Source organism: Paraburkholderia sediminicola, assembly GCF_046026675.1.
Taxonomy (GTDB): domain Bacteria; phylum Pseudomonadota; class Gammaproteobacteria; order Burkholderiales; family Burkholderiaceae; genus Paraburkholderia; species Paraburkholderia sediminicola_F.
This window is the reverse complement of the sequence record NZ_JAQQEY010000001.1, coordinates 2,485,042-2,505,924: the sequence shown is the minus strand read 5'-3', so window position 1 is coordinate 2,505,924 and position 20,883 is coordinate 2,485,042. Positions and strand designations below refer to the sequence as shown.

The 20,883-nt window shown below is 61.0% G+C and carries 16 protein-coding genes; 12 read left to right on the top strand and 4 right to left on the bottom strand.

Features of this window, described 5'->3' with window-relative positions:
• The first annotated feature begins 150 nt into the window (after positions 1 to 150).
• The 6 genes from PQQ86_RS10870 to PQQ86_RS10845 all read left to right on the top strand — a co-directional run bounded on the left by PQQ86_RS10870 (position 151) and on the right by PQQ86_RS10845 (position 8,501).
• Positions 151 to 3,270 carry an AAA family ATPase gene (locus PQQ86_RS10870; protein WP_408266480.1) on the top strand — a complete coding sequence of 1,040 codons (3,120 nt, stop codon included), beginning with the start codon at positions 151 to 153 and terminating at the stop codon, positions 3,268 to 3,270.
• Between the two features lie 272 nt (positions 3,271 to 3,542).
• Positions 3,543 to 4,442, top strand: a complete 900-nt coding sequence (locus tag PQQ86_RS10865; RefSeq protein ID WP_408266478.1) for a LysR family transcriptional regulator — start codon at positions 3,543 to 3,545, stop codon at positions 4,440 to 4,442.
• Between the two features lie 133 nt (positions 4,443 to 4,575).
• Positions 4,576 to 5,250 (top strand): histidine phosphatase family protein, encoded by a 675-nt coding sequence (locus PQQ86_RS10860; RefSeq protein WP_408266477.1) that lies wholly within the window; start codon positions 4,576 to 4,578, stop codon positions 5,248 to 5,250.
• 75 nt (positions 5,251 to 5,325) lie between these two features.
• Complete coding sequence (locus PQQ86_RS10855) at positions 5,326 to 6,345, top strand: phosphotransferase (protein ID WP_408266475.1); 1,020 nt, start codon at positions 5,326 to 5,328, stop codon at positions 6,343 to 6,345.
• Between the two features lie 43 nt (positions 6,346 to 6,388).
• The gene (locus tag PQQ86_RS10850; protein WP_408266473.1) at positions 6,389 to 7,153 is read left to right on the top strand and encodes an SDR family oxidoreductase; all 765 of its coding nucleotides are present in this window, start codon (positions 6,389 to 6,391) and stop codon (positions 7,151 to 7,153) included.
• Between the two features lie 103 nt (positions 7,154 to 7,256).
• The gene (locus PQQ86_RS10845; RefSeq protein WP_408266471.1) at positions 7,257 to 8,501 is read left to right on the top strand and encodes an acyl-CoA dehydrogenase family protein; all 1,245 of its coding nucleotides are present in this window, start codon (positions 7,257 to 7,259) and stop codon (positions 8,499 to 8,501) included.
• 51 nt (positions 8,502 to 8,552) lie between these two features.
• Here the strand turns inward: PQQ86_RS10845 and PQQ86_RS10840 are convergent, their stop codons facing one another.
• Both PQQ86_RS10840 and poxB read right to left on the bottom strand, forming a co-directional pair.
• Positions 8,553 to 9,827 carry an MFS transporter gene (locus tag PQQ86_RS10840; protein WP_408266469.1) on the bottom strand — a complete coding sequence of 425 codons (1,275 nt, stop codon included), beginning with the start codon at positions 9,825 to 9,827 and terminating at the stop codon, positions 8,553 to 8,555.
• A 51-nt stretch (positions 9,828 to 9,878) separates the two neighbouring features.
• Complete coding sequence (gene poxB, locus PQQ86_RS10835) at positions 9,879 to 11,600, bottom strand: ubiquinone-dependent pyruvate dehydrogenase (RefSeq protein WP_408266467.1); 1,722 nt, start codon at positions 11,598 to 11,600, stop codon at positions 9,879 to 9,881.
• A gap of 474 nt (positions 11,601 to 12,074) precedes the next feature.
• Here poxB and PQQ86_RS10830 point away from each other — a divergent pair, with 474 nt between their 5' ends.
• The 6 genes from PQQ86_RS10830 (at position 12,075) to PQQ86_RS10805 (ending at position 17,912) form a co-directional block, all read left to right on the top strand.
• The gene (locus PQQ86_RS10830; RefSeq protein ID WP_408266465.1) at positions 12,075 to 12,701 is read left to right on the top strand and encodes a hydrolase; all 627 of its coding nucleotides are present in this window, start codon (positions 12,075 to 12,077) and stop codon (positions 12,699 to 12,701) included.
• Positions 12,702 to 12,792: 91 nt separating this feature from the next.
• Entirely contained in the window at positions 12,793 to 14,670 is a 1,878-nt protein-coding gene (locus tag PQQ86_RS10825) for an amidohydrolase (RefSeq protein ID WP_408266463.1), read from the top strand.
• Positions 14,671 to 14,683: 13 nt separating this feature from the next.
• Positions 14,684 to 15,091, top strand: coding sequence for a DoxX family protein (locus tag PQQ86_RS10820; protein ID WP_408266461.1), 408 nt, complete (start codon positions 14,684 to 14,686; stop codon positions 15,089 to 15,091).
• A gap of 39 nt (positions 15,092 to 15,130) precedes the next feature.
• Entirely contained in the window at positions 15,131 to 15,367 is a 237-nt protein-coding gene (locus PQQ86_RS10815) for a DUF1427 family protein (protein WP_408266459.1), read from the top strand.
• 125 nt (positions 15,368 to 15,492) lie between these two features.
• Positions 15,493 to 16,446, top strand: coding sequence for a VOC family protein (locus tag PQQ86_RS10810; protein ID WP_408266457.1), 954 nt, complete (start codon positions 15,493 to 15,495; stop codon positions 16,444 to 16,446).
• A complete protein-coding gene (locus PQQ86_RS10805; protein WP_408266455.1) occupies positions 16,443 to 17,912 on the top strand; it encodes an alginate export family protein in 1,470 nt (489 codons plus the stop codon). Before PQQ86_RS10810 ends, PQQ86_RS10805 begins: the two co-directional genes overlap by 4 nt.
• Positions 17,913 to 17,960: 48 nt before the next feature.
• Here the strand turns inward: PQQ86_RS10805 and PQQ86_RS10800 are convergent, their stop codons facing one another.
• Complete coding sequence (locus PQQ86_RS10800) at positions 17,961 to 18,353, bottom strand: DUF3331 domain-containing protein (RefSeq protein WP_408266453.1); 393 nt, start codon at positions 18,351 to 18,353, stop codon at positions 17,961 to 17,963.
• Positions 18,354 to 18,482: 129 nt separating this feature from the next.
• The gene (locus tag PQQ86_RS10795) at positions 18,483 to 20,780 is read right to left on the bottom strand and encodes a PAS domain S-box protein (RefSeq protein ID WP_408266451.1); all 2,298 of its coding nucleotides are present in this window, start codon (positions 20,778 to 20,780) and stop codon (positions 18,483 to 18,485) included.
• Positions 20,781 to 20,883 lie beyond the last annotated feature (103 nt).

Genomic DNA, 20,883 nt, shown 5'->3' with positions numbered 1-20,883 from the left:
CTGAGTGGAGCATTCCATTACACAATCAGGACCAGAAAATCACCCTTCCGGATTTCGAACACCTTACCCTGACGGGAAAAGTGTGCGATTCGTCCTGGCAGGCGGGCGCGTTTGTTCTTCAGAGTTGTTCTTCAGAGGGTTGGAAAAGGCATGAGGAGCAAGGTTGGGATGAAGGCTTATTCGAGCAGGATATCGTCGGTCAGTTTCGAGGGCTTTCGTCTGGATACGACGAACGAATGTCTTTGGCGGCTGAATTCCTCCGGCACGGCATCCGAGCGGATCGATCTGACGCGCAAGACCTTCGGCGTGCTGCGGTTTCTGATCGAGAATCGCGGTGCGCTGATTACCCATGACGCGCTGCTCGAAGCCGTGTGGCCCGACGTGCACGTGCAGCCCGAAGTCGTGAAGAGCCACATACAGATGATCCGGGCGCGGCTCGGCGATAGCGCGCAGCGCCCTCGCTACATCGAAACACTGCGTGGACGGGGCTATCGTTTTGTCGCGCCCGTCGAGATTCCTGTAACGGAGCTTGTGCCGGCCGTGAGCGAAGAGAGCGTCGGCGGCTTTGCCGGGCGCACGAGCGAATTACAGCAACTGTGCGCCGCCATGGACCAGGCCCGATGCGGAAACGCTCAGATCGTGGTGGTTGCCGGTGAACCGGGCATCGGCAAGACAGCGTTGCTCAGGCAGTTCGTTGCCGCGCAACGGTTCGAACGTGACGATACGTGGCTTGCCGAAGGGCATTGTGTCGAGGGCTATGGCGGCACGGAGCCGTTTTATCCGGTTCTGCAGGCGCTCGGCCAACTTTGCCAGGGAACCGGCGGCAGCGAAGTCGTGAAAGCGCTGGTGACGCTCGCGCCCACGTGGGCATGGCAGCTCCCGGGCCACGTGGCGAGCCAGGTGCGCGAGTCCCTGCATCGGCAGCTTCCTGGCGCGTCGCGCGAACGCATGCTACGGGAGATTCGAGGCTTGCTGAGCTCTCTGACGCAGACGCAGCCGCTACTTCTGATATTCGAAGATCTTCATTGGGCCGACTACTCGACCATCGATTTTCTGGCGGCGCTGGCGCGCCAGCCAGGCGCGCTGCGTCTGATGGTTGTCGTCACCTACCGGCCGGACGAGGCGGCGCTGACCGAACACCCCATCGAGCAACTGCACCACGAGCTTGCGCTGAGGGGTCTATGCCGCGAGCTGGCGCTGGGTCCATTGCCTCGCGATGCGGTGGTTGCGTGGCTGACAGACCGCGATCACACCGACCCTGCCGAGGAAGAACTGTCTTATCTCATCGCGCAACGTTGCGGCGGCAATCCGCTGTTTATGCGGGCGACCCTTGCCGATCTCGTGGAGCGCAACATGCTCCGCAAGACGGCGACGGGCTGGCGGCCGCTGGCGCCTCTCGCCGCGATCGGCGCGGCAGCGCCACACACGATCACCCGGACGCTCGAGGGCAGAATCCGGCGCCTCGATGCCGACGAACGGAATCTGCTTGAAGCCGCCAGCGTGGCAGGACTCTGCTTTTCATCGGCGACGGTGGCCGAGGCCGCGGGTCTGTCGGCGGAGCAGTTCGACGATCTTTGCGAGGCGCTGGCACGCACTCAACGCTTTATTCAACGTAGCGGAGTGAAGCGCTTACCAGACGGCGGCGCAGCGGCGATGTTCTGTTTCGACCATGCTCTCATTCGTCACGCATTCTATGGGCGTCAAGGGCTGACTCGCCGCTCGCGTTTGCATCGGCAAATCGCCGAACGGCTCGAGGCGATCTACGCTCGCGATCAGCGAGCGGAGGTGGCATACGAGCTCGGACATCATTTTGCCGACGCGAGAGACTGGCTCAAGGCGATCGACTATCTACGCATTGCGCTGCAAACCGCGAAGGTTCGTTTTGCGTATCGCGAGGCGCAGTCGATTCTTGACTTTGCCGCTTCGCTCACCACGAAGTTGCCGGCTGATTTACGTCCGCTGAAAAGCTTTGAGTTTGCCGAGGCGCGCGCGTCGCTCTACGCAGCGGCGCATGATCCGCGCGCTGAGGCCGCCTGGATCGAACTGGAGGAGCAGGCACGCACGATTGGCCGGCTCGATGCGCAATTGCGCGCCATGCTCGGCCTGGCCTACGTCTTTAGCTGGAGCGACAGGCAGCGTTGCATCGAGGTGCTGAACGATGCGCTGACGCTCAGCGCATTGCATCCCGACCTGCGCGTCAGCGCGCTGGTGCGCGTGAGTGCCTACGTACGTCGTATCTGGACCGATGGCTGGTCGCATGCCGATCTGACCGAGTGCGAGACGGCGATGCGTGCGCTGCGCGAGACGGGGGATCCCTTGCTGATCGCCCGGGCGAATATGGAACACAGCATGCTGTGCATCATTTCCACCCGCTATCGCGAAGCGCTCGGCACCGTGCGGGCGAATTACCAGGTCCTCTTTGAACATGCGGTGGAGCATCCGGGCTTCGACCTCGCGCGGGCGACGTGGATGCTCCGGCTGGGTACGGCGTGGGCACAGCTTTTCCTTGGTGAGTTAGGGCGGTCGATGGAATCGTTCGACCAGGGCATGGCTTCGTTCCACGAGAACGGCGACTATTTTGCGGCTCGCACACTCGAGGTTTATCGGGGTTGGTTGTTCGTGCACACGATGGACTACGAGTCAGTCATTGACATGTACGAACGCTTCGTGCCGGCCTCAAACTCGTCCGATCGAGCGGTCGAGGCCGACTCCGGCGCGCTGCTGCCCGTGCAACACCGTGCGTGCATCGTGCTTGCGGGCCTCGCGTATATCGGACTGGAGGACGGCGCACGCGCCTCGGCGCTGTTTGCCGAAGCGCAACGGCAACTGGACGCGACACCCATCATGTTCGACTGGTACTGGCGGCTGGCAATCGAATGGGGTACCGCCGAGGCTGCGATGATGGCGGGCGACCATCGCAGTGCCCGATCGCGCGCTGAGGCGTTCCTCAAGCTCGCCCTCGCCACGGAAGACCGGACATGGCAGGCGCTCGCCTGGGACGTCGTTGCGCGAGAGGCGCTTACGAGTGGCGATCCGGTCGTTGCACGCGAGCACATCAACGCCGCGTTCGCGGCCACGGAGGGCTTCGAAACCCCGCTGGCGGACTGGCGGCTTCACCGTACGGCGGCCGCGATCCACGAGGCCTGCGGCGACGCCGAACAGGCGGATGCGCAACAGCGCCATTTCATGTCGACGCTCGAGCGGCTGTCGAATTCCTTACCGCGTGGTGGCCAGATCGGCGAACGCCTGCTCGCTCTTTCAACAAGCTGATAGATGCTTCAAGCAAGAGGTGCAAGACATGAGACACGGGGGAGCCATCATGGCGCCGATCCCCCCGCTGGGTGATATCGACCAGTAAGGAGTCGATGCAAGATAAGTGAATCCCCCCGCCGTCTGGTCCCTGTTTGGTTGTCTCGCACTTGCAGGAGTAGACTCGCCGGGGTTGCTCCGTGATACCACGCCGATCGTTGCCTTGTGCCGACAAGTGCAGGTGAACAGGAGGAATTGAAAACACAGTTCGAGTGGCATCGGGAAATTTGAAAATGCGTCTGTCAAAGGTTGATCTGAATCTCTTCGTTGTCTTCGAAGCTGTCTATAGAACACGAAACCTGACGCGTGCAGCGGAGATGCTGTTCATCACTCAGCCTGCTGTCAGTAATGCGTTGTCGCGGATGCGCAAAACATTCGACGATCAGCTGTTTGTGAGTACGTCGGCCGGCATGATGCCGACGCCCGTTTCGGAAAACATCATCGGCCAGGTTCGTGAGGCGCTGCAGTTGCTTGACTCGAGTACTCACGTCGGCGGCCGGTTCGATCCCGCCTCGTCCGAGCGTACGTTCCGGCTCAGCATGACCGACCTCACGGAAGCGCTCCTTCTGCCTGCGCTCGAGGAGGTGCTGCAGCGCCTCGCGCCCGGCATTCGTATCGAGAGCTACTTCACGACACGTAAAGAGGTTCCGGAAGCGCTAGCGAGCGGTGCGGTCAATCTTGCTATCGACGCGCCGCTGATCGACGATCCCTACCTCGAGCAGGAGCCGCTGGGCCGCGACCGCTATGCCTGCATGCTGCGTCGCGACCATCCGTTTTCAAAGAAGAAGCTGACGATCGACGACTACCTCAGCTTCGGTCACATTCACGTATCCAGCCGCCCTCAGGGATCGGGTCTCGTCGATGGCGAGCTGACCAAGCTGGGCGTCAGGCGATCGATTCAGACGCGGGTCCAACACTATCTGGTCGCCCCGTTGATCGCGATGCGAACCGATCTCGTCCTCACGGCCCCCCTCGTGCTCCTCAAGCGCTATGACGCGCGGATCCTGGAGCTGCCGTTCGATCTTCCGGACCTTCAGTCGCATGGCTACTGGCATCGAAGCGTGACGGGGGATCCGGCTCATCGTTGGCTGCGTGAGCAGGTTGGCCGTCTCATGCTGGAGATGAATCAGTAGCTCGGGACATACGGGGGCATGCGGGACACGCACGCCCGGTGTCACTAAAAGTTATAGCGGGCTATCACAACAATAAATTTCCTGAATGATACGGCGCTGGGTATTCTGCAAGCCATGTTGAAGCGAGGATGGCATGGCAGAACTCTATCTTGTACGGCATGGTCAGGCGTCTTTCGGCGCTGACAACTATGACGAACTATCACCCTCCGGTCGTACCCAATCAGGTTGGCTCGGCGAGTACTTCGGGCAAGCCAACTTGCGGTTCGATCGCGTTGTCATCGGCACGATGCAGCGGCATCGGCAAACCGCCGACGCCATTCTCGCCGCCATGGGCGGCCCGCAAATCGAGCTCACGCAAGACGCGGGTTTGAACGAATACGATTTCGAGGCGTTGTTCGCGGCCGTGGGCGATGAGGGCTTGCCGTCAGGTTTGTCCGCCACCAGTTCAAAAAAGGACTTCTACAAAGGGCTTCGGCACGTGCTGCAGCTCTGGGCCGATGATCGCTTGCCGGGGGCTGTTCCAGAGACATGGCAGCAATTCCAGACGCGTGTCCAGCGTGCGCGCAACGATATCCAGCGGGCCGGCGGCAGACGCGTTCTGGTGGTGAGTTCGGGTGGCCCGATCGCGGTCACTGCCCAGCAGGTTCTGCAGGCGCCCGCTGCGACCGCGATTGCACTGAACCTGCAGATTCGAAACAGCAGCGTTTGCCAATATGTCTTTAACGACGACGCGATGTCGCTCGTCAGCTTCAATTCCGTGCCGCATCTCGAACATGCCGAGAGGCGTGAATTTGTCACCTACGGCTGACCTCAATCCGGATTCCTGCTAGATGAACCACCCCCACGCTCACTTACGTTCGCTGCCCCCCGAGGGGGAGGCAACATGAACCACCCCAGCCTCAAATTCGACATCGACGATCTCACACGTTATCTGACGGCGCACGTGCCCGGGTTTCAAGGGCCGATGTCCATCGAGAAATTTCCCGGCGGACAATCCAATCCGACGTTTCTTTTGAAGGCGCAAAGCGGAAGCTATGTGCTGAGACGTCAACCTCCCGGCGACCTGCTCAAGGCCGCTCATGCAGTTGATCGTGAATTTCGCGTGATATCGGCGCTTGGCCGGACACCGGTTCCCGTCGCCCGCGCGTATCACCTTTGCGAGGACCGCGACGTTATCGGCAGCCTGTTTTACGTCATGAGCTACGAAGACGGACGAATCTTCTGGAACCCGGCGCTGCCCGACGTATCCGTCGAGGAGCGTGGCGCCATCTACGACGCACTGCTCGGCACAATGGCCGCTCTCCACGACGTGGATATCGACGAGGCCGGATTGTCCGACTACGGCCGTCCGGGCAACTATTTCGAGCGTCAGATCGACGTCTGGACCAGGCAATATCGCGCCGCGCAGACCAATACGTTGGAGGCAATGGAGTCGCTGATCGAGTGGTTGCCTGCGCACTGTCCGGCGGAGACAGGAAAGCTATCGCTTGTGCACGGGGACTTCCGTATCGACAACATCATCTTCATGCGCGATGCACCTCAAGTCCGCGCCGTTCTCGATTGGGAGCTCTCCACGCTCGGCAATCCACTGGCTGACATCGCGTATTTCTGCATGTGTTTGCGGCTTCCGCCCGGCAGCCATATCGCCGGGCTCGCAGGCTTGAATCGAGCGGCGTTGCGTGTGCCGGACGAGGCGTCGATTGTCGAGCGGTATTGCGCGCTGCGGGGCATTTCGTCGATTGAGAACTGGAACTTCTACCTCGCGTTCAGCTTCTTCCGGCTCGCCGCTATCGCACAGGGCGTGAAGAAGCGGGCTTTGGGCGGCAACGCATCGAATGAAAAAGCGCGGCAGGTGGGGGAGATGGCTGGAGCGCTTGCGAAGATGGGCATTGACCTGATCTGAAGACAGGCAGGAAACACGGAACGTAGAAATAGGAATACTGATCGTGACTACAAACTTGTTTGACCTGAAAGGAAAGATTGCGCTGGTGACGGGCGCGAGCCGGGGTATCGGCGAGGAGGTCGCGAAACTGCTCGCCGGGCAGGGCGCTCACGTGATTGTGTCGAGCCGTAAGCTGGAGGATTGTGAATCCGTGGCAAGCGAGATCAAGGACGCGGGCGGGAGCGCCGAAGCGTACCCGTGCCATGTCGGGCGTCTCGAGGACATCCTCGTGATCTTCCAGCATATTCGGACACGGCATGGTCGTCTGGACATTCTCGTCAACAACGCGGCGACCAATCCGTATTTTGGCCACATTCTCGATACCGATCTGTCGTCCTTCGAGAAGACGGTGGAAGTCAACCTGCGCGGTTACTTCTTCATGTCCGTCGAGGCGGGCAAGTTGATGCGCGAGAACGGCGGCGGCGCGATCGTCAACACGGCTTCGGTCAATGCATTGCAGCCTGGCGACAGGCAGGGCATCTACTCGATCACCAAGGCCGCCGTTGTCAACATGACGCGGGCCTTCGCGAAGGAGTGCGGGCCGTTGGGGATTCGGGTGAATGCGTTGCTCCCCGGACTGACCAAAACCCGCTTTGCGGGCGCGTTGTTCGCAGATCAGGCCACGTACGAGAGCTGGGTGTCGCAGATTCCACTGCGACGCCATGCGGAACCTCGTGAGATGGCGGGTACCGTGCTGTACCTGGTGTCCGACGCTTCGAGCTATACCACCGGAGAGTGTGTCGTCGTCGACGGTGGACTGACGATCTAGTCACGTGGTCGAGGCACGATATTGATCGCGCTGTTGGCCAGACTATTGGCCGTGCGGTTTGCCGGTGCCTCGACGACACTAATCAGATTATGGAAGAGTAAAAATGGACTTTGCATACAGCCCGAAAGTCGAAGCACTGCGCACCCAGGTGCGTGCGTTCATGGACACGCGCATCGTTCCGCGCATCCGGCAATGGCATGATGAAGTGAGTGCCGGTCAGTATCCGGTTTCCTTTATGGAGACCTTGAAGGACAAGGCGCGTGAAGAGGGCCTCTGGAACCTGTTCCTGCCGCATCTGCGCGATGACGAGCCCGGTACCCGCCTGACCAATCTCGAGTACGCGCCCTTGGCTGAAATCATGGGGCGGGTGTCGTGGGCGTCGGAAGTGTTCAACTGCAACGCGCCGGACACGGGCAATATGGAATTGCTCCATATGTTCGCCACGCCCGCTCAGCGCGAGAAGTGGCTCAAGCCTCTTCTCGACGGCAAGATCCGTTCGGCGTTTGCGATGACGGAGCCGGCGGTGGCCTCTTCAGACGCGACCAATATCACCACGTCGATTCGTCGTGACGGAGATGACTATGTCATCGACGGCCGCAAGTGGTTCATCACGAATGCAGCCCATCCGAATTGCCAGATTTTCATCGTGATGGGCAAAACGGATCCGGACGCGCCGAGCCACAGTCAGCAGAGCATGATTCTCGTGCCTCGCGATGCACCCGGCGTCAAGGTGATCCGCAATATCTCGGTGGTCAATCACGTGGCGCCGGAAGGCCACTGCGAGATCGAGTTCAAAGGCGTGCGCGTGCCGCGATCGAATCTCCTCGGTGAAGAGGGCAGCGGCTTTGCACTGGCGCAGGCGCGTCTCGGACCAGGACGGATTCACCACTGCATGCGCTCGATCGGCGCTGCGGAACTGGCGCTTGAGCTGATGGTGGAGCGGGCCCAGGCGCGCACGGCATTCGGCAAAACGCTGTTCGAACACGGGACGGTCGCCGAATGGATCGCGAAGTCCAGAATCGAAATCGATCAGGCGAGGCTGTTTGTTCTCAAGGCCGCGTGGATGATCGACAACGTGGGTGCGAAGGACGCGCGCAAGGAGATCTCGATGATCAAGGCGCTCGTGCCGACTGTTCACACCGCTGTTTGCGAGCGGGCGATGCAGGTGTTCGGCGCGATGGGCTTGAGCCCCGACACGCCGTTGGCCGATAGCTGGACGTGGGGCCGTGCGTTGCGCTTCGCGGATGGCCCGGACGAGGTTCACCTGCAGAGCATTGCACGGATGGAACTCAAGGCGCAGCCCTATGAGCCGGGGAAGGATAATCCTTACCTGATGGCGTCGGTGTAACGGATAGCGCCAGGTTCAAGGCTCGACCTTGCTGAGGAATCTGGCGCGCCCTCACGCGTTCGTGCGTCCGCGCGGTCCGGTCTCGCGCATGAATATGGCGAGCACCATGGCGAGCACGATGCCACCGAGCAGCCATGAACCGGCTGCCCGGAATGTCGACAGGTTCATTGTGCCGCCGTTCGCATGGTGGGCAAGCAGCTTGCCGTACACGGGCGTGAGCAACGCGCTGAACGTGAACACGAGGAAATTGATCGCGCCGCTGGCGCTGCCTTTTACGTTATCGGGATTGACTTCCTTGATCACCGTGTAGGGCAGCATTGCCGCACCGGAGCCGATACCGAGCAGCAGACCGAGCACATAAGGCGGCGCCACGCCGGCCGGCAGATAAAAAATGCCCGTGGCCGACACAAGCATCAGCAGTGCACCGCCGATCAACACCGGCTTGCGGCGTCCCAGACGGTCAGACAGGTAGCCTAGCAGAGGGCAGCCGATCACCCAGCCGAGCGGCACCATGCTCGCGCGATTGACGGCCTCTCCATAGCTGACGTCGAGACCATTGCGCAGGAACGGAATGCCCCAGATCATGTCGCCAATCGTAGTCGGCAGGAACAGCAGCCCGGCGCAGAAGCCGCAAAGGTAGGATTGCGGATTCGTGAGCACCTGCTTGTACGGCGCGAACATCTTCAGCCACGAGCCCTGGCTGGCCGGGCTGTCGTCATGGGCTGCCGGTGTCACGAATAGCACCAGTACGGCGATCACAAAGATCACGAGGCCGGACAGCCACCAGAACTGCTGCCATGTGATGAGGCCATGAATGAGCGGCGCAACGGCGAACTGACCCGCGGAACCGCCCAGCATGCCGAAGCATTGAGTGAAGCCTACCGCCGTCGCAAGAGAGCGGGGAGGAAAGCCGTGCGTGGCGAGATACACCGCGCCGATAAAGCCGCACGCCGAACCCGCGCCTTGCAGCAGGCGGCCGACCTGCGCTGCCTCCACGCTGCCAAGGCCGAACAGGGCCGCCCCCACAGCAACGAGAACGATGCCGGCTGGAATGACCGCCTTGCCGCCGAGCCGATCGAGCAGTGCACCGCAAAGAATCGAGAACAGCGCATAGGTGTAGTAGTACAGGCCGACGAGCGCGCCCACGCCTAGCGCATCGCGCGCGAACGCCGCACTCAACTCGGGCACCATCACGCCCGGCGCCGAACGCAGCATGTACTGCATGAAGTAGAACGCGGCACAGAAAAGCCAGGCGATAACGAAGCCCATGTGGATGGGTTCGCGCTCGGATGAAGCATCTACAGTGCCGACGATTTTGCTGGACATGGTTCGATTCCCATTGCGTGGATAACGGTCCCTACACGCTTGCGGACTGCATCACCGGAAGAGATTGACCTTTGCGAGGTCGATGAGCTGCTGGCCCCGACCGTCCATGACGGCACGAAGCATAAACAGGCCGAAGTGGTAAGCCTGATCGGCGCTGGTCGTGGGAGGCATCACGAGCTCCTGACGCGCGCTTACAACATCGACGAGCGCCGGACCCGGATGGGCGAATGCTTCGCTTAGCGCGCCTTCCAGCTCCGCAGGGTGCTCGACGCGTATGCCTTTGATTCCGATCGCATTGGCCATCGCGGCGAAGTTCGGATTTTTCAGGTCGCATCCCGTATCGACGAAGCCACTGGCCTTCATCTCCATTTCCACGAAGCCCAGCGTTCCGTTGTTGAGCATGACGACTTTGACCGGCAAGCCTGCCTGAATCAGCGTGAGAAATTCACCCATCATCATGGTGAAGCCGCCGTCACCCGACATCGAGATCACCTGCCGGTCCCTGAAAGCGGCCTGCGCGCCAATCGAGTGCAGGAGCGAGTTGGCCATCGAGCCATGATTGAATGAACCCACCAGGCGCCGTTTGCCGTTCATCTTCAGATATCGGGCTGTCCATGCGACGGGGGTGCCGACGTCGCAGGAGAAGATGGCATCCTCGTCGGCGAGTTCGCTGACGAGCCGGGTCACGTATTGCGGATGAATCGTGCTGCTGCCCGCTTCGGGCTCAGCCAGCGAATCCAGATTCGCGCGAGCCTTGCGATAATCGTCGAGTGCACGATTCAGGAAGCTGCTGTCCGTATTCTGCTGAACCATGGGGAGAAGTTCGTTGAGCGTATCCTTGACTGTTCCCAATACGCCAAGCTCGATCGGGCATCGATTGCCGAGGGCTTCTGCCCTTGTATCGACTTGCGCGATGGTCACCCCCTCCGGATAGAACTGTCGATAAGGAAAGTCGGTACCCAACATCAGGAGCATGTCGCAGCTCTTCATCGCTGAATACCCGGAGGAGAATCCGACAAGGCCAGTCATTCCCACATCGAACGGGTTGTCGTATTCGATGTACTCCTTTCCTCGCAGCGAGTGCACGATGGGCGCTTGCAGCTTGCGGGCGAGTTCCACGACTTCCGCGTGCGAATCCTTGCAACCGGCTCCACAAAGCAACGTCACGCGCGACGACTGGTTCAGCAGAAGTGCGAGTTTCGCGATGTCGGCGTCCGCGGGGCGAATCATTGGAGCGGACGGTGCGCTCCAGTTCGGCACAGGTTTTGTGAGCGGCCCGAGCGCCACATTGCCAGGTATGACGACAACAGCGACGCCTTTACGCGCAACGGCCGTCCGGATCGCACGGCCCAGAATCTGCGGCAACTGGTCGGGGTGGGTGACGAGTTCGACGTAGTGACTGCATTCCTTGAACAACACTTCGGGATGGGTCGACTGAAAATAGTCAATGCCGATTTCCGAACTTGGAATATGCGCGGCGATAGCGAGAACAGGAACGCCGCTGCGTTGGCAATCGAACAAGCCGTTGATCAGGTGCAGGTTCCCCGGGCCGCAGCTCCCGCAACAGACTGCGAGTTGTCCCGTGAGATGAGCTTCGGCGCCCGCGGCGAAAGCCGCGCTTTCCTCATGCCGCATGTGAACCCACTCAATGGAACCTTCCCGGCGTAGGGAATCCGTGAATCCATTCAGCGAATCTCCCACCACACCGAACACACGCTTCACGCCCGCGTTTACCAGTGCACCAACCATGTAGTCGGCAGCTATCGTTGCCATTTCACATCTCCATAGATTAAGAATTTGCGGCCCATCGGATGCTTATCGGGGAGACAAAAGAAGCGCATTCCGCGTGAGTGCGTGGTCCTTTGGCGCAGGACGAATGAAGACCTGTTCGCCATGCGATGTGTCCGATAGTAGTTGGCTGGTCCTAAGGCGACCATTACATAAATCTGGAACATCTTGGCGAGGCAATTTGTGCTCCGCGCCGGTCGAGCAATGAGGTCAGGCATCCGAACTTACCGTGGACCACCGCGCTACATAAATATGTAATGTCCCGGCAAGGTACGAAGTTATACCTTGTCGTCGTGCCATTGCGGCATCGTGAAACTCACGCTCAAGCTTCGCCGGGAAGCCGTTCGCATCCGCCTCGCCGATGCAACATCGACTCGCCCCATCCACTAACCGGACGCTGACACGGTGGCCTTCGTGCAACCGTGCGGGTCCTCGCATTCTCGTAAATTGGAGCTACTCATGGCCCATGAATTGTTGACGCCCGACACGTGCGCGCTCGCGCTTATCGACCATCAGCCGCAGATGTTTTTCGGCACGCACTCGCATGAGCGCACCACCATCCTGCACAACATTCAGATCCTCGCGAAGACCGCGAAGCTCTTCAAGGTGCCGACCGTTCTGACGACAGTCGCCGCCGATACCTTCAGTGGCCAACTGCTGCCGGAAGTGCAGTCGGTGTTTCCGCAGATCAAACCGATTGATCGCACGTCGATGAATTCGTGGGAAGACAAGGGCTTTCGTGAAGCGATCAAGGCGACGGGCCGCAAGAAGATTGTGATCGCGGGTCTGTGGACGGAAGTGTGCGTTGCATTTCCGACTGTGCAGATGCTCGCCGAAGGCTTCGAGATCTATGTGCCGACGGACGCCTGCGGCGACATCACCGGGGAAGCCCATGAGCGTGCCGTGCAGCGCGTCATCCAGGCGGGCGCGGTGCCGCTGACCTCGGTGCAGTTCATGTGCGAACTGCAACGTGACTGGGCGCGTGGCGAAACGTACGAAGGCTGCATGGAGATTTTCAAGGCGCATACCTCGTATGGTATCGGCGTGCGCTACGCGAAGCAGATTCTTGGCGGGCACGCGAGCTAGGCGGACAGATTGCCTCACGCCATTTTTTCACGCGAGACGCTTTCGTCGTCGCGCGTGAAACGCGTCTGACCAAACATCACGGAGAGCGACGATGACCGCACCGATTCAGCCCAGCCGCATTGCGGACCTGGTGATCTATAACGGCAAGATTGCGACGCAGGACGACAAGCGTTCATTCGTGACGGCGCTCGCCATCGCGAAGGGCGAGATCGTTGCGGGCGGCAACGACCACGACATGATGCAATGGGCGAACGAGTCCACGCGCCGCATCGATCTGAAGGGACGCACGGTCGTTCCCGGGCTCAACGATTCGCATCTTCACATCATTCGCGGCGGATTGAATTTCAATCTCGAACTGCGCTGGGATGGCGTGCCCTCGCTGCGCGACGCGCTCGAGATGCTGCGCGCGCAGGTTGCGCGCACACCCGCGCCGCAATGGGTGCGCGTTATCGGTGGATGGAACGAATTTCAGTTTGCGGAAAAACGCGGGCCGACGCTTGAGGAGATCAACGCGATCGCGCCGGATACCCCCGTCTTCATCCTGCATCTCTACGACAGCGCGCTGCTGAACGCTGCTGCGCTGCGTGCGGTCGGCTATGACCGTGATACGCCGAATCCGCCGGGCGGCGAGATCCAGCACGACCGCCGTGGCAATCCGACTGGCATGCTGATCGCGCGTCCGAATGCGGGTCTGCTGTACGCGACGCTCGCCAAAGGACCGAAGCTGCCGCTCGACGATCAGTTGAATTCGTCGCGTCAGTTCATGCGCGAACTCAACCGCCTTGGCGTGACGAGCGCGATCGACGCAGGCGGTGGCTACCAGTCCTATCCCGACGACTATGCCGTCATCATGGAACTCGCGAAGCGTAACGAGCTGACCGTACGAATCGCGTACAACCTGTTCACGCAGAACGCGAAGAAGGAAATCGAAGACTTCGCGAGGTGGGTCAAGGTCACCAAACCCGGTGACGGCGACGATTTCCTGAAGATGAATGGCGCCGGCGAGATGCTTGTGTTCTCCGGCGCGGACTTCGAAGATTTTCTGGAGCCGCGTCCGGACCTGCCGGACGTGATGGAAAGCGAACTCGAAGCTGTCGTGCGGCTGCTCGTGCAAAACCGCTGGCCGTTCCGGCTGCATGCAACTTACGACGAATCGATCGAACGTTTCCTCAACGTGTTCGAACGTGTCAACCAGGACACGCCGTTCGACGGCCTGCGCTGGTTCTTCGACCACTGCGAAACCATTTCGGCGCGCAACATCGACCGCATTGCCGCGCTGGGCGGCGGCATCGCCGTCCAGCACCGGATGGCGTATCAGGGCGAATACTTCATTTCCCGCTATGGCGCCGAAGCCGCCGCGCATACGCCGCCTGTGCGTAAGATGCTCGCGGCCGGGCTGCCGGTCGGCGCGGGGACGGACGCAACGCGCGTCGCGAGCTTCAATCCGTTCGTGTCGCTGTACTGGCTTGTTTCGGGGCGCACGGTGGGCGGCACGCTGATGTACGCCGTGCAGGACCGGCTGGATCGCATGGAAGCACTGCGCCGCTATACGGTGGGTAGCGCATGGTTCTCGAACGAAGAGACGAGGAAGGGCGCGCTCGTGCCTGGCCAGCTTGCCGATTTCGCGGTGCTGAGCGACGACTATTTCACGATGGAAGAAGACGGCATCAAGCATCTGAGCTCGGTGCTGACGGCGGTCAATGGGCGGATTGTCTACGCGGCCGAAGAGTTCGAAACGTTCGGCCCGCCTGCGCTGCCCGTTAGTCCCACGTGGTCACCCGTCGCGGAATACGGCGGCTATGCGCGCTATCGTCCTGCGGCGCCGCTCGTGCAGTCGTGCAACGACGCGTGCGTGAACCTGTGCGGTGTGCATCGCCACGCGCATGCGTGGGCATGGCGCAGCAACGTGCCCGCAGGCGACGCGAACGCGTTCTGGGGCGCGCTTGGTTGCAGTTGTTTCGCGTTCTAGGAGCAGGCGGGCGATGAAGCGTTTTCTCACTTCCGATGTGGCGCTGCTGTTTCTGCGCGTCACCGCGAGCGTGCTCGTGCTGCTCGTGCACGGACTGCCGAAGGCAATCCACTACACGAGTCAGCTCGAGGCGATCGAAGACCCGTTTCATCTCGGCAAGACGCTGACGCTAGGCTGTGCGATCTTCGCGGAGGTCGTGTGCCCGCTGCTGATGATCGCGGGCATCGCGACGCGGCTTGCCGCGCTGCCGATCATGCTGGTCTGCGTGGTCGCGCTGGGTTTCGTGCATCGCGAATGGACATTGGACCAGGCGCAATTCGCTTGGATGCTGCTGATCATGTTCGGAACGATCACGATCGGCGGTGCGGGACGCTACCGGATTGCGCTGCGCCCACATCCGTCCGGGCAGCGGCAGGCGTGAGCGTACGGCGCATTTGCCGCGGCGCGTGAGGAATGAACCATGTCATATCTGATTGCATTCGGTACGGGCTTCGTGGTTGGCCTGCTGTATTTCCTTGTGCGTGTGCATTCGCCCGCGCCGCCGCTGATCGCGCTTGCCGGGCTGCTCGGCATTGTGATCGGCGAGCATGCGATTCCGTTCGTGCAGGCGCGCATACGCACGCCCGATGCGCAAACGCAAAGCGCTCCGCCTGTCGCCAGCAACAAGCCGAATCCGTTATGTAACGAGGATCAGTAGGCGCTGCTCTTGCCGCTCCTCGCGTTATGCTCGCTGCGCTGGTGCGCAGCACGGGCATGCTGAAAGTCGCAATCGGATTGCGCCGCGCAACGGTGCGGCATCCACTACCAGTAAGGAGCTGTTTTATGAATACAGTCAGGATGATTCGATTATTGCGGAACGCTGTCGTGTCGCTTACGTCGATTGTGTCGGTCGCAGCGCTAGGCATGGCGCTAAGCGCCCCGCCGGTTTTCGCCGAAGCCGATCATCAGAACGTAGGCAAGAGCCTGCCGGTCGTGTCGGTTGGTCCGCAGTACGACACGACGCACGTTTATGTGGCGACCCAGGACATCGACGCGTTCGTCGACAGTTTTGTCGCGACCTTCGGCGGCACGGCTTCGCCGCGCGCCGTGTTCACGGTCACGCCGACGCCGAGCAAAACGGCTTCGCAATACGTGCGCACGCCTGTGGGCATGCTGTCGGTGTTCGCATTCCAGACGCCGATACCGTATCCGTTCGGCAGCGAACGCACGGGCTACCTCGTCACCGACATGGACAGGGCCGTTCGTGCCGCGCGCGCCGCGGGCGCGGACGTGATCGTCGAGACGTTCGACGATCCGATCGGCAAGGACGCGGTGATCCAATGGCCCGGCGGCCTGAACATGCAGTTGTACTGGCATACGAGGGCGCCTTCGTACGGTCCGCTCGAGACGGTGCCCGACAATCGCGTCTATGTGTCCGCGCAATCCGCGGATAACTTCATCAAGCGCTTTGTACGCTTTTCGCACGGCAAGGTCGTGTCCGACAACCGTCACGCGGACGGCGGCGAAATCGGCCGATCCGACGAGACGATCCGGCGCGTACGCATCACGTCCGGCTTCGGCACCATGCTCGTGTTCGTGACCGACGGCAAGCTGCCTTATCCGTTCGGCCGCGAAGTCACCGGCTATCTGGTCGCCGATCTCGACGCGACGCTCGCGAAGGCGCAGGGTGTCGGCGTGAAGGTGCTGTCGCCGGCGAACAGGACAGTTGAAGGGCGTACGGCAATAGTCGAATTTCCCGGCGGCTACGTCGCCGAAATTCACGAACTGGCGAAATGATGCAGCGCCGCTCACTGAGGCGCGCGACGTCGAAGGCGGCTGCCTGCGCCGCGCTCGCGGTGTGCGGATGGGCAGAGGGCGTGGACGCGTTCGCCGCCGACAACGCGGCGGATGCGGTTGCCGGCGTGGCCGCTGCGCCTCAATGCACCGCGAAGCGGCCGTCGCCGCTGTCATTCAACCACTGGCAGGAAGACTGGTTGGTGCTGGCCAATCCGTGTGTGCCGCGCGAGCCGTTCGATGCGCTCAAGTACATCTCGCCCGGCAGCGATCCGTCGACCTATCTGTCGCTCGGCGCGACCCTGCGTGAACGCTTCGAACTGAACAACACGCCACTCTTCGGGCTCGGCGCCGCGCGGCCCGATAGCTACGTGATCGAGCGCGCCGAAGTGCATGCCGATGCGCGCATCGGTCAGCACGTGCAGGCGTTTTTCCAACTCGAGGATGCGCGGCCCTTCGGCAAGGATGCCGTTTCGCCCGTCGACAAGAATCCGCTCGACATCGGACAGGCGTTCGTCGCGTTCGTCTATGGCGTAGGCAGCGGCACGTTCAAGGCTCGCGTCGGGCGGCAGGAGATGGCGTTCGACTTGCAGCGATTTGTCTCGGTGCGCGACGGGCCGAACGTGCGTCAGGCGTTCGACGCGCTGTGGGCCGATTATGAAATCGATAAGTGGCGCTTCATCGGTTATATGACGCAGCCTGTGCAGAATCGCGATGTCACGGCTTTCGACGATGTTTCGAACCGGCATCTCACGTTCAGCGGCGTGCGCGTGGAACGTGCGAACACGGGGCCAGGCGATCTGTCAGCGTACTGGTCGCGCTACAACCGCGATAACGCACGCTTTCTCGATGCGGCAGGCACCGAGCATCGCGATGTATTCGACGTGCGTTACGCGGGCAAGGTCGCGTCGTTCGATTGGGACGGCGAATCGATGGTGCAGACAGGGCACGTCGGCAAGGACACCATCGGAGCGTGGGCGTTCGGCTTGCTGGGCGGCTATACGCTCGCAACGGTGGCGGGCTCGCCGCGTTTCGGTTTGCAGGTCGACGGCGCATCGGGCGACCGGCATCCGGGCGATGGGCGCGTCGAAACCTTCAATCCGTTGTTTCCGAACGGCTACTACTTCACGCTGGCGGGATACACCGGCTACAGCAACCTGATTCACGTGAAGCCGTCGATCACCTTCAAGGTATCACCGAAGGTGACGTTAATGACGGCACTCGGTTTCCAGTGGCGCGCGACGACGGGCGATGCGATCTACGGTCAGGGGATGGCCGTGGTGCCCGGCACGGCGGGAAAGGGAACCCGCTGGACGGGTATGTATGCGCAGATTCGCGCCGACTGGCTCGTCAGCCCGAATGTCGCGTTCGCGCTGGAAGCGGTGCACTTTGAAGTCGGCGATTCGATCCGCGCGCTAGGAGCGCGCAACGCGGACTACGTAGGCGTCGAAGCGAAGTTCGGATGGTGACCGATGACAGGAGCGGGCCCGCTCAGCGCTTCGACCGGACCTGAATCTTCAGAAGCCTTCTTCCAGAGAGACCGCTTCGAGGACCGTGGCCAGAATCATCGCTTCGATGTTGAGTGGTGTAGGTTGAACCCGCTTGGGTCGATACACTGCATGGCCTCGCTTAATGGCCTGGCCACTCAGGGCGCAAATTCCGGCTTTCTTCGCGACGCAGCGCCGCCAATGCTGTTCGCCGTAGCAGCAGGACGTCGCGTCGCTCCACGCGACCGTTGCCGAGCTCCGCCCGCGGCGCTCCAGCACCCGGATGACGCATTTGCGGAAGTCGATTTCGCTGCCCTGCGGGCGGAGGCAACTGGACACCACCGGTGCCTGTATTTCGCCTTCGTTCGAGAGGAGCGCCATGGTTGACTGCCACGTTCTGTCTGTTTCAAAGGGAGCTTGCATGATGCGGTTCCTCGCTTCTCGTTAGAGCTAACCCTCGATCTTGACTGGATGATAGGTAGCAGACTGGCGGGCCGCTATTACATGATTGTGGAGGGCGTCCCACATTCACCCTCCGGCACCATGCCCCGCTCAGCGACTGGCCGCTCCACTGATCTCGACGTCCGGATACGCGGCGTCATTGCTCAGGGCTGGCAGAACGACGCTAAAGGTTGATCCGTAGCCTTGATTATTGGCGGCAGTAAGACTGCCCTCATGCGCTTCGATAATGGAGCGCGACACTGCAAGCCCGATGCCCATTCCCGTGCTCTTGGTCGTGACGAATGCGTCGAATATGCTGTCGCCACCCACGACGCCCGAACCGTTATCGATCACCTGGAGTAGCACGGACCCGTCGTGAAGCGCCCTTGCGGTAATGAGAATCCTCGGTGCGCGCCCCGAATTTTCCGTGGCCTCTATGCCGTTCGTGATCAGATTAAGCAGGACCTGCTGAATCTGTATCTGGTCGACGAACACCGGGGGCAGGCCGTCGGGCAAATCGAGGTCGATGTCGGCGGTATGCCAGGTTTCGTCTTCACGTAGCAGTCGCACGGATTCGCGAACCATGTCTTTCACGTTACGCTTGCACTTCTGGAATGATTGGCTCTTGAACAGCGCGCGGATGCTTTTCATCGTCTCGTCGGCGGAATGGGCATCTCGAACGACGCTTTCCGCGGAAGTCCTGGCCTCATTTAAATTGGGCGGGGACGCTGCGAGCCACCGATTGCAAGCCTGCGCGTTGGCGATAACGGACGTGAGAGGCTGATTGAGCTCGTGGGCGATGGAGGCGGAGAGTTCTGCGACCGTGGCAATCTGGGTTGCCCGTGCAAGTTCAGCCTGAGTGTGCCTGAGCCGGTCCTCGGCACGCTTGCGTTCGTCAATATCCAGACTGAGTCCATACCATTGAACAATGTTGCCGTCGGCGTCCCTCATTGCTTCACCCGTGTGTTGGTACCACCGGTAAATCCCGTCTTTTCGGCGAAGCCGGGCAGTGTGGCAGTACGGTTCGCCAGTCTCGACCGAGTGTGTCCACGCTTGAATCATGGTGTCCAGATCGTCAGGATGGCAGGTTACCTGATAGCCGGGGCCCGCGAGCTGCGAAAGATCCAGTCCAACGAATTCGACGATTTTCCGATTGATGTAAGTGAGCCCCCCTTGTGGGTCATTGCTCCAGAGCATGGCGGGGATGGTCTCGATCAGTTCGCGTAGCTGGTGCTCCCGCTGTTCGAGCACGGCTTCCGTCTGTTTGAGATCGTCGATGTCCGTACATACGCCGTACCAGTGCAGGATCTGTCCGCTTTCGTCGCGAAACGGTTCGCCGCGAGCGAGATACCAGCGCAGTGTCCCATCGGCACTAGCAACCTGGTACGTGTCCTGATACGACACACCTTCGTGCACAGCTTGCCGCCAGCGCGAGCGGACACGAAGACGGTCTGCTTCCGGGATGAGACGAAGTAACATTTCTCCGTCGAATTCTTCCTCGGTCTTTCCCATGAAGGCGAGCATTTGCCGATTCCATCTGTCGACTTTTCCTTCCGGTGTGGCTCGCCAGATCATCGCGGGCAATACGTCTACGAGTCTTCGCAAATTAAGCTCTTCTGTGCGAAGAACTTCCTGAGCCAGCTGCCGCTCGTGGATATCCGTCGAAAGTCCATACCAGCTCAGAATTTCGCCGTTGGCATCGCGCATGGGTGTGCCTTTGCATTGAAACCAGCGATACGTGTTGTCTGCCGCGCGGAACCGATGGACCGAGTCGTAAGGCATCCCGCTAGCGAGGGAATCTTCCCAGACCTCAAGGGTTGATGCAGCGTCGTCCGGATGCACCAGCTCAAGCCAGCCGCGTGCTCTCAGATCTTCGAGCCGTAGGCCGGTGTAGTCCTCAGCGCGTTTGTTCACATATTCCAGGCGGCCATGAGCGTCCGTCCGCCAGAGCAGGCTGGGAACATTCTCGGTGAGCCAGTTCAGTTGCGCTTCCCGTTTACGGATCAATTCTCTCGACTCGCTTGCCGTTAGCGCCCGTCGATCCTTGAGATCGAAATCGTCACCCTTCGAGTGGGCCGTCGAGTCTGGCTGTTGGGTGTGGCGGAGGCGTTGGGAGACCAGTTCGGCACAAAGCCATGCCGCGCCGATTGCGACGGCGCAGCGGCCGATCGAGCCGCCAGATAGAGGAGGGTGACCGGCAGTCAACGTCGCACCGGCAATTCCGAGCGAGACGAAACCCGCGGCGAGACGCCCAAAGCTGCGGTCGAAAAAGTGCGCGACCAGAACAACCATTACGAGGCCGAGGCAGCCCGTGACCGGTTCGAGTAATCCCGCCACTGCTGATGCGCCGGCTATGGCGCTGCTGAGGGCGGCAACCCGGGACGAGCGTGGTATCAACACGGTAAGCATGTCAACCTCGGAGTTCGTCAACGTATTGGATAGTGGTACTCCACATTTTCACATTAATGGCGGGATTTTCCAGCGAAAAGGTCACTAACTGGCAAAGTGAGCG